Genomic DNA, 14,446 nt, shown 5'->3' with positions numbered 1-14,446 from the left:
GGTCCGATGCTTTAGCGACGCCGGAACTGCTGGTTGCCGCGCTGCGGCGGACGCGGACCGGAAGAGGCACCCGAATCCTTGTGACGGAAGATGAGGCGGCCCTTCTCGAGGTCGTAGGGCGACATCTCGACGGTCACGCGGTCGCCGGCGAGGGTCTTGATGCGGTTCTTCTTCATCTTGCCGGCCGTGTACGCGATGACCTCGTGCCCGTTGTCGAGCTGCACGCGGTAGCGCGCATCGGGCAGAATTTCGGTTACGAGTCCTTCAAAGGTGATCAGTTCTTCCTTGGCCATACAAAGCCTTTCCTCATAACAAAAAAGCCGCCCCTTACCCGGAACGGCTCATATGCAAGAGGACGTACCGTGGTACGTCCTCCGGCCTGAAACCTTAGGCGTTCTGCAGGTTCACTGCAGAAGCGCGGCCGGTGCGCTGGTCGGTCTGAAGCTCATAGGAGATCTTCTGGCCTTCCTGCAAGCCGCGCATGCCGGCACGCTCGAGCGCCGTAGCGTGAACGAACACGTCCTTGCCGCCGTTGTCGGGCTGGATGAAACCATAACCCTTGGTTTCATTGTACCACTTCACGGTTCCCTGTTCCATGGGGAATTCCCTTTTCACTGTCGTTTGCACGTGGATGTGAGCTTAAAACCAGACATCCGTTAGTCGATAGATGGTAGAGAAGGAACGTGCGCCCGGCAGTGCCAAAGCGGGAAGCCCAGTCGTCCGGCCAAATGTCGATCAGAACTACGTAGGGTACGGATGGGGCAAATGCAAGGCAAAGCCCAGGGCCCATCCCCTCGGCGCTCTTCGGTGAATGCTTGGCCAGCCGGGCTTTTAGCCACTGCCCCGGATGCCGGCGATCACCCCCTGCAGGGCCTCCTCGCCCTGCGACGTGAACCGGATCTCAGCTCCGTCGGCCTCGATCAGCCCCCGGCCCGTGAGCTCCTCCACGGCGACATCGCTCGCCTTGTGGCCGGATCCGTCCTTCTGCACCACGCTGCGTACCATCTGACCGCTCGAAAGCTGGTGGTAGGCCGCGAAGGCGAACACCGCCAGCGCCTCGTCGCTCAATCCGGACAGATCCGCCATCGTCTTCCTCGATTACCGTTGAAGATATCCACCCTCTCAATGCGAGGGCTCCAGGACCGTTCAAGCGGAGCGGCAAAAACAGGCCCCGCAAGCCCCTCCGGCGGCCAGGAACAGACGTCCACGCCTTACGTTGGTTGCGCGAGAGCGGGTCTTCCAACAGACCCGGATGAGAGCAAGGAGGAGCGCAATCATGGCCAATGATCGCAACCGCTACGGCAATCAGGATTCCGGCTGGGGCGACCGCGAGGACGACGGCTACATCGCCCGCCGCGGCTTCGGCAACCGCAGTGCCGGCTACGACCGCAACACCGGCTCCGGCCGCCGCTCGGACGAAGGCTATGGCCGCAGCCGCGAGCGCGATTTCGGGGATTCGGCCGGCTACGGCACGGGCGGCTCGGCCCTCGACTGGCATGACGTGGTCGGCGAGGAGCGCGGCCAGGGACGCCCCCTCTTCGACACGGACCGGCGGCACGATCCGGACCGGCTGGGACAGGACCGTTATGGACGCGACCGCTCCGGATCCGAGAGCTTCGGCCGCGGCTCGCGCGACTACAATGAGGAACGCGGCTTCTTCGAGCGGGCCGGCGACGAGGTGCGGTCCTGGTTCGGGGATGACGACGCCGAGCGCCGCCGCGACAGGGACATGCGCGAGGCCGGCCAGCATCGCGGCCGTGGACCAAAGGGCTACCAGCGCTCCGACGCCCGCATCCTAGAGGACGTGAACGATCGCCTCACCGAGGATCCGCATCTCGATGCTTCCGAGATCGACGTGCGGGTGGAGAACCGCGAAGTGACGCTTTCCGGCACGGTCAACAGCCGCTTCGAGAAGCGCCACGCGGAGGACATCGCGGAGTCCGTTTCCGGCGTTACCCATGTGCAGAACAACCTGCGCATCCAGCAGGCGGCCGATGCAGGCATCGGCGGCACCATGATGTCGGGCGCAGGAGCCGCTGGAGCCGGCAGCACCGGAACGCCTGCGACCGACGCAACCTCCTCCGGCCGCCGCAGGACCGGCGGAAGTTCGGGCAGCGGCGACTGACGGCTCTTCTCGCCTAGGAAAACCGCCGGTTTACCAGGATGCGCTTCTCCCCTTGGGGACGAGGCGCATCCGTCGTAACAAGGCCTTTGCCTTTCCCCAACCGCGATGAAGCCCCATATGGGTGGGACAAGGAAGAGGACATCGATGGCAGGCATTTCCGTCACGCTCGAAGGCGACAACATCCAGCTGGCTTTCCAGAAGGACGAACAATCCACTGCCGTGGTCATGGATCCCCATGCTGCCCGCTCGCTGGTGAGAGCCGTGAGCCAACTCCTCGCCGCGATCGGCGAAAGCGTGGGAGACGAGGGAGAGGAGATGCCGGAGGAACTGGTGGACGTGACCTCCCAGACCATCGATGTCGGCATGGACGAGCATGGAATGGCCGTGGTGGCCCTTCAGGCCGGCGCGATGCCGCCCTTCCTGCTGCGCTTGAAGGATGACGAGGCGAGGCACATTGCCCAGAGCCTGCTCGAGATCCTCAACAGCCCGCGCGATGCGCGTGTTTCGCACGGGGATCACTAGGCTTAACCACTCTTCCGCAAGGGCATCGGAAAAACATTGATCTGAATTCACCCGCCTGACATAAGTTACTTTATAACTTTTCTTTGCCTGGCCCGGTGCCGCAGCATCTTCAGGCACCGGGATATTGTCATGGCGAATTGGTCAGCAGGTTATGTTGTCGATGTCGAGTATACCCACGGGTTCTATCAGGAGCTGACGCCAAGTCTCCTCGGCTTCCTGACATTGCTGCAGGGGGTGCAGGCACCGGATCTTGGCTCGTCGTCGCTGACTTATTGCGAGCTCGGATGCGGCCAGGGTTTCTCGACCAACCTCCTGGCGGCTGCAAACCCGCACATCCAGTTCCACGCGACGGATTTCAATCCAGGCCACATCGTTGGGGCACAGAGCCTCGCGCAGGCCGGAGGCCTTCCGAATGTTCAATTCTACGACGACAGCTTCGCCGATTTCTTGAGCCGCAGCGACCTGCCCGATTTCGATTTCGTTTGCCTGCATGGAATCTACAGCTGGATCTCCTCTGAGAACCGGCAGACCATCGTCGAGTTCATCCGCCGGAAGCTCAAGCCCGGCGGCCTCGTGTACATCTCCTACAACACCATGCCGGGCTGGGCCTCCATGATGCCGCTCCGGCGCCTTCTCCTGGAGCATACGAAGGCGCAAGGATCACGGCTCTCCGGTTCATCCCGGGTCGCGGGCTTCCTCGATGTGGCGAACAAGCTCGGTGAACTCGACACGCGCTACTTCGCGAGCCATCCCAAGCTGGCCAAGCGCATCGAGAAGCTCAAGGGCCAGAACCAAAATTATATTGCCCACGAATATTTGAATCAGCAATCCGAACCGTTCTACTTCACCGATCTCGCCCAGGAACTCGCGGAGGCAAAGCTGACCTGGGTCGGGCCTGCAAATGCGCTGGAGAACCTCGACGAGATCAATCTGACGAAAGAGCAGAGGGATTTTCTCGCCGGGATCGATGACACCGCCCTGCGCCAGATGACGCGCGACCACATCGTCGACCAGCAGTTTCGCCGCGACATCTTCGTCAAGGGCGCGGTCCGCCTCTCCGCCCAGCAGGTGCGCGAGAAATGGCTTGAAACACGCTTCGCCCTGTCGGCCAAGGGCAGCAAGATCCCGCGTGAGCTGCGTGGCCTCCGCCACGCGGTCAAACTGCACAGCGGCATCTACGATCCCCTGATTGCGGCGCTTGAAAAGGGGCCTCGCACAATGCGCGAGATCATGACCGAGCCCGCTCTGGAACAGGCAGGCTTCAACCGCCTGGTTCAGGCCCTCACGATCCTCGTCGCCTTGGGCAATTGCCAGCCCTGCCTGCCGGTGCAAGGCGTCGCCGAACGAAAGCTCCAGACGGAGCGCTTCAACCGGGCCGTTGCGAACCACTCGCGCTTCGAGCGCAAGTTCAGCCATTTCGCCTCGCCGGTCACGGGCGGCGGCATAGCGGCCGACCGCATGGCTCAGCTCATGTGGCTCTCCTTGCAAGAGAAGGACGCAGACACCGTCCGCTTCGTCGGGGCTGTTCTGTCGGCTGCCGGGCAGCGCCTGATGAAGGACGGCAAGCCGCTTGAAGGCGAGGCCCATGATGCGGAGCTTCGGCAGCGTGTCGCCGAGTTCGAGCAAAATACCCTCGACGTCTGGACAGCGCTCGGCCTGGACACGAGCCCTTCTCAGGAGTTCACCAAGCAGGCGAGGCTGCGCGCCTGAACAGGCGATGCCTCTCCCCGGCGATAAGCTTAAGCTTTAACGGAACTTCATCAATGCCATTCGGTTGTCGAACGCAGGTCATTCTTGGCCGCGCTTCGGATAGGGCCCATGGCAGTTCACGACCCAGATCTCACCTCAGGCGTATATCCGTCCGTTCCGATCATGGACGCGAAGGCGGAACCGACCCTGAAATACCCGGAATCGGAAGCCTTCTATGCAGAGGCTCTGCGGGAACTGAACACGCTTGGGCTGCCCTTTCTGCTTGCTGGCACTTATGCGCTCTCGGCCTATACCGGCATCACGCGCCCGACCAAGGACCTCGACATCTTCTGCAAGGCCGGCGACTACACGCGGGTTCTCTCGCATTTCAAGAGCCTCGGCTACTCCATCGAGATCGAGGATGACCGCTGGCTCGGCAAGGTCTTCAAGGGCCAGTATTTCTTCGACGTGATCTTCGCCTCGTCGAACGGCACGATGCCGATCGGCGATCCGTGGTTTGAGCACGCCCGACAGATCGAGGTGTTCGGCATTCCCGTTCGCATCGTCGGTCCAACCGAACTCGTCTGGTCGAAATGCTTCATCCAGCTGCGTCACCGCTATGACGGCGCCGACGTAGCGCACACGATCCTCAAGGCTCACGACCAGATCGACTGGCATGGGTTGCTCGCCTACATGGAAGTGCATTGGGAGGTGCTGCTCATGCACCTGCTCAACTTCCGCTGGATCTACCCGTCCGAGCGCGACAAGGTCCCGGGCTGGGTGATGGACGAACTTCTCGACAGGCTCTCCAAGCAACGCGACCTTCCTCCGCCGCAGATGAAGGTCTGCCGCGGGCGGATGTTCTCGCGGATCGACTACGAGATCGACGTGAAGGAATGGGGCTTTGCCGATGTAGGCGGCGAAGGTGAATGGCGGAATGAGTGACGTACAAACACCCTTGCAAGCAACCCTGAAGGTCGCAGCCATGGGCGACCTTCACGTTCGTGAAGACAATGCGGAATCCTATCGGGATCTGTTCGGGGAAATCTCCCGCGAGGCGGATGTGCTGGTGCTCGCCGGAGACCTGACGGATCTCGGCAAACCGAAAGAAGCGGAGCTTCTGGCTCAGGACCTGAAGGCCTGCTCGATTCCCGTCGTAGGCGTGCTCGGCAATCACGACTACGAATGCGGCGCACAGGAAGAGGTGTCGCAGATCCTTCGCGATGCGGGCATGAAGCTGCTTGATGGCCAATCGGTGGAGATCGACGGCGTGGGCTTCGTCGGCGTGAAGGGATTTGCCGGCGGCTTCGGACGGCGCATGCTGGGTTATTTCGGCGAGCCGGCCATGAAGCAGTTCGTCAACGAGACCATGAACGAGACGCTGCGGCTGGAAAATGCCATGCGACAGGTGCGCGCCAAACGCTCCATGGTCATCCTGCACTATGCGCCCGTCACCGACACTATCGAGAGCGAGCCGCTGGAGATTTACCCGTTCCTCGGCTCATCGCGTCTAGCGGAAACCATCGACCGCTTCAAGGTCAATGCCATCGTGCACGGTCATGCCCATCGCGGCCGCTTCGAGGGCCGCACGCCCGGCGGACAGCCGGTCTATAATGTCGCCAAGCATATCGAGAAGCCCACCGGCAAGCCTTACGCCATTCTCGAAATCTGAGCGGGCTCATCCCGAAGCCCGCCCACGTTGATCGTCTCCCCTCAATAGCGGGTGCCGGGATCCGTCGGATTGCCGGGCAGGTAATCGGGCTCGGAGCCCGGACCTTTCGGATCGTTGATCCCTGGATCGTTCACGGGATAGGGCGTGCGCGGTCCGGTGGGGCCGATGTCCGGCTCTTCGTCAGGAATGGTTCCTGGCGGCACTTCGCTCGGGATGTTTCCGCCGGGCAGCGGCTCGTTCGTCGGCTGTCCTGGATTGACCATCGTGTCTTCCTCAACTTGGCCTCTGTCAGAGGGTCAACAGGCGCATGCGAGCGGGGTTCCGATCAGCGCACCCGCGGAACCTCACCGCGCCTCGCCCGTTCCCAAGCAGTTCCCGAAAACAATGGAGAAGCATCATGCCTGACATCAAGCAGGCCAGGATCCTTATCATGGCGACGGACGGCTTCGAGCAGTCGGAGCTCATGGTGCCGCAGGAGAAGCTCTCGGATGCCGGAGCAACTGTCGAAGTCGCGGCGCCCAAGTCGCGTATGAAGTCCGGCAAGATCTACGGCTGGGACGAAAACGACTGGGGCAAGACCATATCCGTCGATAAGGACATCGAGGATGTGAACCCGGCGGATTACGATGCGCTCGTGCTGCCCGGCGGGCAGATCAACCCCGACAAGCTGCGCGTCGAGCCGAAGGCCATCGAGATCATCCGCGCCTTCTATTCCTCAGGAAAGACCGTCGCGGCGATCTGCCATGCGCCCTGGCTTCTCATCGAGGCCGGCATCATCAAGGGCAGGAAGTGCACGTCCTATCATTCGATCAAGACCGACGTGATCAATGCCGGCGGACAATGGCGGGACGAGACGGTCGTGACCGATCAGGGTCTCATCACCAGCCGCAATCCCGGCGATCTCGATGCGTTCGTGAACAAGATCATCGAAGAGGTGCGCGAGGGCTCGCATGCGGGTCGCCGTCAGGCCGCCGAGTAATCGTTCGCTCTCTGATGCAAACAAAAAAGCGGCCGGTTTTCACCGGCCGCTTTCGTATCGCTATAGAGCCTGACTTTAGGCCTGCTGGATCGCCGAGATCTTCCAAGTGCCGCCCTGATCGCGACGGAAGGTCCAGAGCTCAGTCGCCTCTTCGACCTTGTTCGGATCGCCCTCCACAACACGTCCGGTAGCACGATCCACCATCACGTCGGTGATGCCGAAGCGCATGGCGACAGTTGCGTAATCCGTCGCGCCCTCGCGCCAAGCCTCGGACAGGTCACCTTGGTTGAGACGCACGTTGGACAGCTTGTTCACGACGCCACGGGCAGTGTTGTCGTTCAGTTCCTCCTGGATGTAGCCCGCCATCTCAGGGGTTGCGAGCGTCCAGAGCTTGGCGACGTCCTCGCGAGAGTAAGCATCCTGCATCTCGACGAGACCGCGCTCGAACTCCGCGTAGTCGCGTTCGCCGATGCCGATCTCATCCCGTACGCCTGGACGAGCCTGCGTCTGCTGGGACCGGCCACCGAGGCCGCCCATCGCGCCGCCGAGGCCTGCGCCCAGCCCACCGAGGCCTCCACCACCAAGACCACCGCTCAAGCCGCCTCCCATGGGCTGTCCGCCTGTCGGGGGCACGCTGCCGCCCATAGTGCGGGCATAGCCCTGACCCTGACCGGCATAGGACGGCTCCTGACGCCGGCGGAACCACTTCATGGCAAACGACACCAGCAGGACCACAAGGCCGATCTGGAGCAGAAGACCGAAGATCGATGCCAGACCACCGAGGCCGCCGAAGAAGCCGTTGCCCATGAGCATGCCGAGCAGGCCGGCGCCGAACAGGCCGGCCATCAGGCCCGTGCCGAAGCCGAAGCGGCGCGGCTGCGCCACGTTAGGCGCCGGGGTGCCCGGACGGGTCACGTTGGGGCCCTGGTTCGGAACCTGGGAACGCTGGATCGGGGCTGCGGCATCGGGCGCCGTGCGCGTGGCCGGCGGCGGCGTGTAGGTGCGCGAGCCGCGCGAGCCGAAGCTGCCCCCGCCCCGTCCGACACGAGCCTCGGCCGCGCTTCCGGCGAAGATCAGACCGGCTGCCAGGACCATCATAATCCGGCTGCGGCGAGAAGCTAAATTCATCATCGTCTTGTGTCTCATCCCTGCGAGCATGATGCTCTTGAGGGATAATGTGGTGATGCCGGGAGGGTTGCGAAAGGGCTGAGCAGTTCGATTTTGGCGCCCTTCCACACCCGTTGTCATTCCGGGGCCGCGTAGCGGAACCCGGAATCCATAACCACCACACCTGCGAGAAGAGGCGCAAACATTGCTGTTGCGCCTCTTCCTATACGTCGGCGTTTATGGATCCCCGCCTTCGCGGGAATGACAGCGGCAACGCAGTAGCATCAATGACCCTGCTTCTGCTTGAGCTGGTCGATCCGCTTCGAGGCCTCGGCCTTGTCGAGTTTGGGGTCAAACGCCTTTGGATCGTGCGCCTGTTCGGACAGCGTCTTGAGGTAGGATGCCTGGGCGCCGGTCATCGGTTCGTCGCCCGTCACCCAATCCTCCGGATCCTTGATCTGGTTGTCGGACGGATCGGGGTTGGTCTTCGGGTTAACTGCCTCTGCGGAACGCTTATGGTTAACGGAAGCACCGGAATTCACTTTGCCGTGCGAAGACATGCAGGACTCCTATTGTTCTAGCTTTGTTCTCTGACGAGAACACGTGCGCAGGGCCTTGGTTCCTCAGAGAAAGGCGGATTACTCCCGGAGACTCATCCCCGTTATCCACAGATCCGGCCCTCGACTCGCTGCCAAGCTCGTGTTCTTGCTTTGTTCACGAAACGTAAAAGGTGGACGGCGATGCGCAAACCCACGGGTCTGGAGCGGCTCTATGTCGACTTCGATTCCTTCTTCGCCAGCGCCGAGCAGCACCTTCAACCGCATCTTCGCGGCCGACCCGTCGGGGTCATTCCTGTCGATTCGGAGCATACCGGGCTTATCGCCGTGAGCCGGGAGGCCAAGGCGCTGGGCCTCAAGCGCGGCACCTTCGTGCGGGATGCCCGCCGGCAATGTCCCGGCCTCGTTCTCGTAACGGCGCGGCACGAGGCTTATGTGGAGTTGCACCGGCAGATCTTGGAGGCGATCGAGACTGTGCTTCCCGTCAAGGCGGTCTGCTCCATCGACGAGATGGTTTGTGCGCTGATGCCCTCGGAATGGCCGCAGGGACTCGCGATCGGGCAGCGTGTGAAGGACGTGATCGCCACACGGATCGGCCCCACCCTCACCTGCTCGGTGGGCTTGGGGCCCAACGACCTGCTGGCCAAGATCGCTGCCGAGATGCAGAAGCCGGACGGTCTGGTAGCGCTCTACCCCGACGATCTGCCCGGCCCCCTGCTCTTGCTCGATCTCACGGACATCCCTGGTATCGCACGGGGCAATGCGGCACGGCTCGCCCGCGCCGGAGTTGGGGATATGGGCGCCCTCTGGCGGCTCCAGCCCAAGGAGTTGCGCCGGCTCTGGGGCAGCGTCGAGGGGGAGCGGATGTGGATGGGGCTGCACGGCTACACCGTGGAGCGGCCCGAAACCCGCCGTCGCATGTTCGGCCACGGCCGGGTTCTTCCCGCCGACTGGCGCTCCCTGAACGGAGCCTATGCGGCCGCCCGTGTGCTGCTCGCCAAGGCCTCCACCCGCATGCGCCGCTCAGGCTTTGCCGCCAAGGCGCTCGCCCTCTGGTTCACCGACAGGAACAGCGCCGGCTGGTATGGGGAGGAGCATTTCCGGGCCACTTGGGACGACCCATCCCTGCTGGCATCCTTGAGCCGTCTGTTCCTGCATGCCGAACGGGAGGAGATGCGCCGCAGCCGCAGCGTCCATGTGGCGCTGCACGATCTGGTGCCGCTCAGCGACATTGTGGACGACCTGTTCGATGATGCCTCGGAGGCGCAGCTCAAGCGGCGCATGGAGTATCTGTCCGCCATCGCAGACCAGTTCAATGTCAGCCATCGGAAGACTCTTCTGCACTGGGGCCCTTGGGTGACGATCCCCGGAGGCTATGCAGGAGCCAAGATCGCTTTCAACCGCATTCCCGATGCGGAGGATTTTTGAGGCAAGTCGGCAGTGTTGAGCATCGGGACCGCCTCGGCCATGATGGCGGGTCAACCATTGTCTGGAGGCTGCTCAATGGCCAAGCGCGCTATCATTCCGCCTGAATTCACAGCCGCGGCAGACCAGCTGAAAATGTCCCCTGCGATCATTTCAGGGAACCACGTTTTTCTGACCGGCGTCACCGGGAGCGATGCGCAGGGGCGGATGCCAGGCGATGCGGGCACCCAGATCAGAAACGCTTTCGACAAGATCGGATCCGTGCTGCGCGCAGGCAACCTGACGTTCCAATCAATCGTCGAGATGACGAGCTATCATGTGGGCCTGCGGGATCACTTCGACCTCTTCGACTCAATTCGCCTTGAGTACTTGGCCGAGCCTTACCCGACCTGGACGGCCGTTGAGGTCGCCGGCCTCAGGCGCGAAGGAGCCATCGTTGAAATCCGCGTCATTGCTCATACCGCTTCCAACAACTGAGGCCGCCCGAAACGTCGATGCCCGGCACAAGGCCGGGCATGACATGGAATGCATAGAAAGGCGGGAGCGTTAAGCAGCTTTGCTCTTCGGCTGCACTTCGGCCGAGTAGTCGTCCATCAGCACCTTGGTCATGTTGCCGGGCTGGTACTTGTGTGGACCGATCTCGGACACAGGCGTCACTTCGGCCGCCGTTCCGGTGATGAAGCACTCGTTGAAGCTCGGGAGTTCGTCCGGCATGATCCGGCGCTCGGCGACCTCGAAGCCGCGGCGCTTGGCAAGATCGATCACGGTGCGGCGGGTGATGCCGTCGAGGAAGCAGTCGGCTACTGGCGTGTGAACGATGCCGTCGCGGATGAAGAACACGTTGGCGCCCGTGCATTCGGCAACGCGGCCCTGCCAGTCGAGCATCAGCGCATCCGCATAGCCCTTTCGCTCCGCCTTGTGCTTGGAGATGGTGCAGATCATGTAGAGTCCCGCGGCCTTGGCCGCCGACGGGGCGGTCGCCGGGTCGGGGCGGCGGTACTCCGCCATGTCGATGCGGATGCCCTTCATCTTCTCGGCCGGATCGAAATAGCTCGGCCATTCCCAGGCCGCAATGGCGAGGTGGATCTTGTTGGACTGGGCGGCCACGCCCATCATCTCCGAACCGCGCCAGGCGACGGGGCGCAGATAGGCATCCTTCATTCCGCTCTTTTCCAGCACGAGGCGCTTGGCCGCGTCGATCTCGGCCACGCTGTAGGGGATCTCGAAATCCAGGATTTCGGCCGACTTTTTCAGGCGCTCCGAATGCTCCGTCGACTTGAAGATCTCGCCGCCATAGGCGCGCTCGCCTTCGAACACGGACGACCCATAATGAAGGCCGTGCGAGAGAACGTGAAGCTGGGCATCCTTCCAGGGTACAAGCTGCCCGTCGTACCAGATCCATCCATCACGTTGATCGAAGGGGGTCGCGGACATCGTATATCTCCTTGCAGGCCGACCTTGTGGCAACCGGGGTCGGGTAATTTCCGGTGCGCTCCCAGCCAATTTCAATTTCATTCATTTCGCAGAAGCGGCTTGACGAGTAACAATCGTCCTGAGATATGTCAACAAGGCTGACATAAAATTTGGGAACAGGATGGTGCCTGACGCTCTTCCGGCTTTGAAGTCTCATCACTCCGGCAAGGACATCCTGGCCGAGACCCCGGCCTATGACCTGATCGAATTGTTCTTCTTCGCCTATCGCGATTTCGTCAGCGATCCGGACCGGATCCTGGACGAGTATGGCTTTGGCCGTGCCCACCACCGGGTTCTGCACTTCGTGAGCCGCAATCCGGGCCTGACCATCGCGGAACTCCTCGACATCCTGCGCATCACCAAGCAGAGCCTCAACCGGGTCCTGAAGGAGCTGATCGAGAAGGACTTTATCGAGAGCCGGATGGGCACCGCCGACCGGCGCCAGCGCCTGCTCTTTGCCACGCCTCAAGGCGGGGAGCTGGCCCTGAAGCTCGCCAAGCTGCAGACCCGCCGCATCATGCGCGCCCTGTCCGGCATGGAGCCCGAGGCCAAGGATGCGGTCAGCCGCTATCTCCTGAGCCTTATCGATCCCGACAGCAGCGCCCATGTGAAGCACCTCGTATTCGGGTCCGAGGAAACCTGATAAAGCAGGGTCCGTAACCTTGAAGCACCAGAGCATCGTGCGGAAAAGTGGACCCGGTTTTCCGCTCCGAACGATGCTCTCATTTATGGAGGAAGCATCGGATGGCCCCCAAAAGTGCAAATCCACTTTTGGGTCCGGTGCTTTAGACCCGATGGATGCACGCATCGACATTCCAGACCACGCCCCGCACGTTCTCGTGGTGGACGACGACCGCCGCCTGCGCGACCTGCTGACCCGGTTCCTGAGCGAAAACGGCTACCGGGTGACGGCGGCTGCCAGCGCCGCGGAGGCGCGGGCGAAGGCGGAGAACTTCGTCTTCGACGCTCTTGTTCTCGATGTGATGATGCCGGGCGAGACCGGCTTCGATTATGCCCGCGCCTTGCGGGAGCACTCGCAGGTGCCGATTCTCATGTTGACCGCCCGCACCGAAACCTCGGACCGGGTGACCGGCCTCGAGATCGGCGCGGACGATTATCTTTCCAAGCCTTTCGAGCCGCGCGAGCTGCTCCTGCGGCTCGGCAACATCCTCAAGCGCGCGGTGCCCGTGCCCGGAGCTTCTAACGGCGATGTGCCGGACGTGATCCATTTCGGACCCTTCTCCTATCGCTTCGACCGGGGCGAGTTGCGGCGGGGCGACGAGATGGTGCGCATCACCGAGCGCGAGCGCGAGATCCTCACCATCCTCGGCAGCCACGCGGGCGACAACGTGCCCCGCGAGGCGCTGTCCGGAACCGGGATCGCCGCTAACGAGCGCACGGTGGACGTTCAGATCAACCGCCTGCGGCGCAAGATCGAGACCGATCCGGCCAACCCGATCTTTCTCCAGACCGTGCGCGGCATCGGCTACCGTCTCGTGATCGACCGATGAAGATCGGCGCGACCCTGAACTATTCGCCCCTCGACCATGCCGCGCGCTGGTTCGGGCGATTTTTGCCGAAGGGTCTCTATGCGCGCGCACTCATCATCATCATCGCGCCGGTCATCCTGCTGCAATCGGTCGTAGCCTATGTGTTCATGGAGCGGCACTACGAGCTCGTGACGCGCCGCCTCTCCTCTGCGGTAACGGCGGATATCGCGGCGCTCATCGACATCTACGAGAGCTATCCGCAGGAGAGAGACACCAGCACTCTCTCGCGGATCGCATCGGACCGCCTGCAGCTCGATGTGGACATCCTGCGCAATACCGATCTGCCGCCGCCGGGACCCAAGCCGTTCTTCGACATTCTCGACGAGACACTCTCGAACGAATTGCGCCGTCAGATCGACCGGCCCTACTGGGTCGATACGGTCGGACGCTCGAGCTATGTGGAGGTGCGCATCAAGCTCGACCAGAATGATGTGATGCGCATTTTGGCGCGGCGCAGCCAGGCCTATGCCTCCAACTCGCACATCTTCCTCGTGTGGATGGGCGGCTCGTCCTTCGTGCTGCTCGGCATCGCCATCCTGTTCCTGCGCAACCAGATCAGGCCAATCCTGAGGCTCTCGGAAGCGGCCGAAGCTCTCGGCAAGGGCCGCGAGGTCGAGTTCCGCCCGCGTGGCGCGCGCGAGGTGCGCCAGGCCGGTCACGCATTCCTCGAGATGAAGCGGCGCATCGAGCGCAACATGGAACAGCGCACGACGATGCTCAACGGCGTGAGTCACGACCTGCGCACCATCTTGACACGCTTCAAGCTGTCGCTCGTGTTCCTCGACCAGACGCCCGAGGTGGAGGACCTCAAGCGCGACGTGGACGAGATGAGCCGCATGCTCGAAGGCTATCTCGCCTTCGCTCGCGGCGACGGCGGCGATGCAGGCGAGCAGGCGACTGCAACGGACCTGCGGCAACTGCTCGAAGAGGTGCAGTCGGACGCCGAGCGTCAGGGCCACGTGACGGAACTCGACATCGTCGGCGACCCCATCATCACCGTACGCCCCGACGCATTCCGCCGCCTGCTGTTCAATCTGGTCGGCAACGCGGCGCGGCATGGCGACCGGATCGAGATCACGGCCAACCACGAAACCCGCTGGCTCGTTCTGCATGTGGATGACGACGGACCGGGCATTCCGCCGGCGATGCGTGAGGAGGTCTTCAAGCCCTTCGTGCGCCTGGATGAAGCGCGCAATCAGGACGAGGGCGGCTCAGGTCTAGGCCTAGCCATCGCCCGCGACGTCGCACGCTCCCATGGCGGCGACATCGTGCTCGGTGACAGTCCGCTCGGAGGCCTGCGCGCGACCGTGCGCCTGCCGGCTTAGTCTTTCAGCGGATCGTCATCCC

18 protein-coding genes are annotated in these 14,446 nt (G+C 62.7%); 11 read left to right on the top strand and 7 right to left on the bottom strand.

The features are described 5' to 3' along the window. Positions 1-11 precede the first annotated feature (11 nt). The 3 genes from infA to JKL45_RS20820 form a co-directional block, all read right to left on the bottom strand. Positions 12-293 carry a translation initiation factor IF-1 gene (infA, locus tag JKL45_RS20830; protein ID WP_009494617.1) on the bottom strand — a complete coding sequence of 94 codons (282 nt, stop codon included), beginning with the start codon at positions 291-293 and terminating at the stop codon, positions 12-14. A gap of 94 nt (positions 294-387) precedes the next feature. Beyond that, entirely contained in the window at positions 388-597 is a 210-nt protein-coding gene (locus JKL45_RS20825) for a cold-shock protein (protein WP_190842609.1), read from the bottom strand. 234 nt (positions 598-831) lie between these two features. Beyond that, entirely contained in the window at positions 832-1,086 is a 255-nt protein-coding gene (locus JKL45_RS20820; RefSeq protein WP_201863497.1) for a hypothetical protein, read from the bottom strand. 190 nt (positions 1,087-1,276) lie between these two features. Between JKL45_RS20820 and JKL45_RS20815 the strand changes: the two genes are divergently transcribed. The 5 genes from JKL45_RS20815 to JKL45_RS20795 all read left to right on the top strand — a co-directional run bounded on the left by JKL45_RS20815 (position 1,277) and on the right by JKL45_RS20795 (position 6,008). After that, positions 1,277-2,125, top strand: coding sequence for a BON domain-containing protein (locus JKL45_RS20815; protein ID WP_246498740.1), 849 nt, complete (start codon positions 1,277-1,279; stop codon positions 2,123-2,125). Between the two features lie 144 nt (positions 2,126-2,269). Beyond that, a complete protein-coding gene (locus JKL45_RS20810; protein WP_201863496.1) occupies positions 2,270-2,647 on the top strand; it encodes a hypothetical protein in 378 nt (125 codons plus the stop codon). A gap of 129 nt (positions 2,648-2,776) precedes the next feature. Continuing rightward, the gene (locus JKL45_RS20805) at positions 2,777-4,357 is read left to right on the top strand and encodes a class I SAM-dependent methyltransferase (RefSeq protein ID WP_201863495.1); all 1,581 of its coding nucleotides are present in this window, start codon (positions 2,777-2,779) and stop codon (positions 4,355-4,357) included. 108 nt (positions 4,358-4,465) lie between these two features. After that, positions 4,466-5,281 (top strand): nucleotidyltransferase family protein, encoded by an 816-nt coding sequence (locus JKL45_RS20800; RefSeq protein WP_246498738.1) that lies wholly within the window; start codon positions 4,466-4,468, stop codon positions 5,279-5,281. Beyond that, the gene (locus tag JKL45_RS20795) at positions 5,274-6,008 is read left to right on the top strand and encodes a metallophosphoesterase family protein (protein ID WP_201863494.1); all 735 of its coding nucleotides are present in this window, start codon (positions 5,274-5,276) and stop codon (positions 6,006-6,008) included. Before JKL45_RS20800 ends, JKL45_RS20795 begins: the two co-directional genes overlap by 8 nt. Positions 6,009-6,049: 41 nt before the next feature. Here JKL45_RS20795 and JKL45_RS20790 read toward each other — a convergent pair whose 3' ends face one another. Continuing rightward, on the bottom strand, positions 6,050-6,271 hold the full coding sequence (locus JKL45_RS20790) for a hypothetical protein (RefSeq protein ID WP_201863493.1): 222 nt from the start codon (positions 6,269-6,271) through the stop codon (positions 6,050-6,052). Positions 6,272-6,405: 134 nt separating this feature from the next. On the opposite strand from JKL45_RS20790, the gene JKL45_RS20785 reads away from it, so the two are divergent. Then, positions 6,406-6,987 (top strand): type 1 glutamine amidotransferase domain-containing protein, encoded by a 582-nt coding sequence (locus tag JKL45_RS20785; protein ID WP_201863492.1) that lies wholly within the window; start codon positions 6,406-6,408, stop codon positions 6,985-6,987. Between the two features lie 75 nt (positions 6,988-7,062). Here the strand turns inward: JKL45_RS20785 and JKL45_RS20780 are convergent, their stop codons facing one another. Continuing rightward, complete coding sequence (locus JKL45_RS20780; RefSeq protein ID WP_201863491.1) at positions 7,063-8,118, bottom strand: Tim44 domain-containing protein; 1,056 nt, start codon at positions 8,116-8,118, stop codon at positions 7,063-7,065. A gap of 260 nt (positions 8,119-8,378) precedes the next feature. Continuing rightward, positions 8,379-8,654, bottom strand: a complete 276-nt coding sequence (locus JKL45_RS20775) for a DUF3072 domain-containing protein (RefSeq protein WP_201863490.1) — start codon at positions 8,652-8,654, stop codon at positions 8,379-8,381. 180 nt (positions 8,655-8,834) lie between these two features. On the opposite strand from JKL45_RS20775, the gene JKL45_RS20770 reads away from it, so the two are divergent. Together JKL45_RS20770 and JKL45_RS20765 are read left to right on the top strand one after the other, a co-directional pair. Further along, positions 8,835-10,079 carry a Y-family DNA polymerase gene (locus tag JKL45_RS20770; RefSeq protein WP_201863489.1) on the top strand — a complete coding sequence of 415 codons (1,245 nt, stop codon included), beginning with the start codon at positions 8,835-8,837 and terminating at the stop codon, positions 10,077-10,079. Positions 10,080-10,154: 75 nt separating this feature from the next. Next, complete coding sequence (locus tag JKL45_RS20765) at positions 10,155-10,553, top strand: RidA family protein (RefSeq protein WP_201863488.1); 399 nt, start codon at positions 10,155-10,157, stop codon at positions 10,551-10,553. Between the two features lie 69 nt (positions 10,554-10,622). On the opposite strand, the gene JKL45_RS20760 is transcribed toward JKL45_RS20765, so the two are convergent. Then, on the bottom strand, positions 10,623-11,510 hold the full coding sequence (locus tag JKL45_RS20760; RefSeq protein WP_201863487.1) for a branched-chain amino acid aminotransferase: 888 nt from the start codon (positions 11,508-11,510) through the stop codon (positions 10,623-10,625). Between the two features lie 160 nt (positions 11,511-11,670). Here JKL45_RS20760 and JKL45_RS20755 point away from each other — a divergent pair, with 160 nt between their 5' ends. The 3 genes from JKL45_RS20755 (at position 11,671) to JKL45_RS20745 (ending at position 14,424) form a co-directional block, all read left to right on the top strand. Continuing rightward, a complete protein-coding gene (locus tag JKL45_RS20755; protein WP_201863486.1) occupies positions 11,671-12,192 on the top strand; it encodes a MarR family winged helix-turn-helix transcriptional regulator in 522 nt (173 codons plus the stop codon). A 151-nt stretch (positions 12,193-12,343) separates the two neighbouring features. After that, a complete protein-coding gene (locus JKL45_RS20750; RefSeq protein ID WP_201863485.1) occupies positions 12,344-13,060 on the top strand; it encodes a response regulator in 717 nt (238 codons plus the stop codon). Continuing rightward, positions 13,057-14,424 (top strand): ATP-binding protein, encoded by a 1,368-nt coding sequence (locus tag JKL45_RS20745; protein WP_201863484.1) that lies wholly within the window; start codon positions 13,057-13,059, stop codon positions 14,422-14,424. Before JKL45_RS20750 ends, JKL45_RS20745 begins: the two co-directional genes overlap by 4 nt. Positions 14,425-14,446: the final 22 nt, after the last annotated feature.

It is taken from the genome of Microvirga soli (assembly GCF_016734765.1).
GTDB lineage: Bacteria > Pseudomonadota > Alphaproteobacteria > Rhizobiales > Beijerinckiaceae > Microvirga > Microvirga soli.
Note: the sequence above shows the minus strand (reverse complement) of the source record. Positions and strands in the feature narration are given on the sequence as shown.

Coding starts and splice junctions, on each gene's coding strand:
- infA (WP_009494617.1), bottom strand. CDS start 293: ATGGCCAAGGAAGAACTGATCACCTTTGAAGGACTCGTAACCGAAATT.
- JKL45_RS20825 (WP_190842609.1), bottom strand. CDS start 597: ATGGAACAGGGAACCGTGAAGTGGTACAATGAAACCAAGGGTTATGGT.
- JKL45_RS20820 (WP_201863497.1), bottom strand. CDS start 1,086: ATGGCGGATCTGTCCGGATTGAGCGACGAGGCGCTGGCGGTGTTCGCC.
- JKL45_RS20815 (WP_246498740.1), top strand. CDS start 1,277: ATGGCCAATGATCGCAACCGCTACGGCAATCAGGATTCCGGCTGGGGC.
- JKL45_RS20810 (WP_201863496.1), top strand. CDS start 2,270: ATGGCAGGCATTTCCGTCACGCTCGAAGGCGACAACATCCAGCTGGCT.
- JKL45_RS20805 (WP_201863495.1), top strand. CDS start 2,777: ATGGCGAATTGGTCAGCAGGTTATGTTGTCGATGTCGAGTATACCCAC.
- JKL45_RS20800 (WP_246498738.1), top strand. CDS start 4,466: ATGGCAGTTCACGACCCAGATCTCACCTCAGGCGTATATCCGTCCGTT.
- JKL45_RS20795 (WP_201863494.1), top strand. CDS start 5,274: ATGAGTGACGTACAAACACCCTTGCAAGCAACCCTGAAGGTCGCAGCC.
- JKL45_RS20790 (WP_201863493.1), bottom strand. CDS start 6,271: ATGGTCAATCCAGGACAGCCGACGAACGAGCCGCTGCCCGGCGGAAAC.
- JKL45_RS20785 (WP_201863492.1), top strand. CDS start 6,406: ATGCCTGACATCAAGCAGGCCAGGATCCTTATCATGGCGACGGACGGC.
- JKL45_RS20780 (WP_201863491.1), bottom strand. CDS start 8,118: ATGATGAATTTAGCTTCTCGCCGCAGCCGGATTATGATGGTCCTGGCA.
- JKL45_RS20775 (WP_201863490.1), bottom strand. CDS start 8,654: ATGTCTTCGCACGGCAAAGTGAATTCCGGTGCTTCCGTTAACCATAAG.
- JKL45_RS20770 (WP_201863489.1), top strand. CDS start 8,835: ATGCGCAAACCCACGGGTCTGGAGCGGCTCTATGTCGACTTCGATTCC.
- JKL45_RS20765 (WP_201863488.1), top strand. CDS start 10,155: ATGGCCAAGCGCGCTATCATTCCGCCTGAATTCACAGCCGCGGCAGAC.
- JKL45_RS20760 (WP_201863487.1), bottom strand. CDS start 11,510: ATGTCCGCGACCCCCTTCGATCAACGTGATGGATGGATCTGGTACGAC.
- JKL45_RS20755 (WP_201863486.1), top strand. CDS start 11,671: ATGGTGCCTGACGCTCTTCCGGCTTTGAAGTCTCATCACTCCGGCAAG.
- JKL45_RS20750 (WP_201863485.1), top strand. CDS start 12,344: ATGGATGCACGCATCGACATTCCAGACCACGCCCCGCACGTTCTCGTG.
- JKL45_RS20745 (WP_201863484.1), top strand. CDS start 13,057: ATGAAGATCGGCGCGACCCTGAACTATTCGCCCCTCGACCATGCCGCG.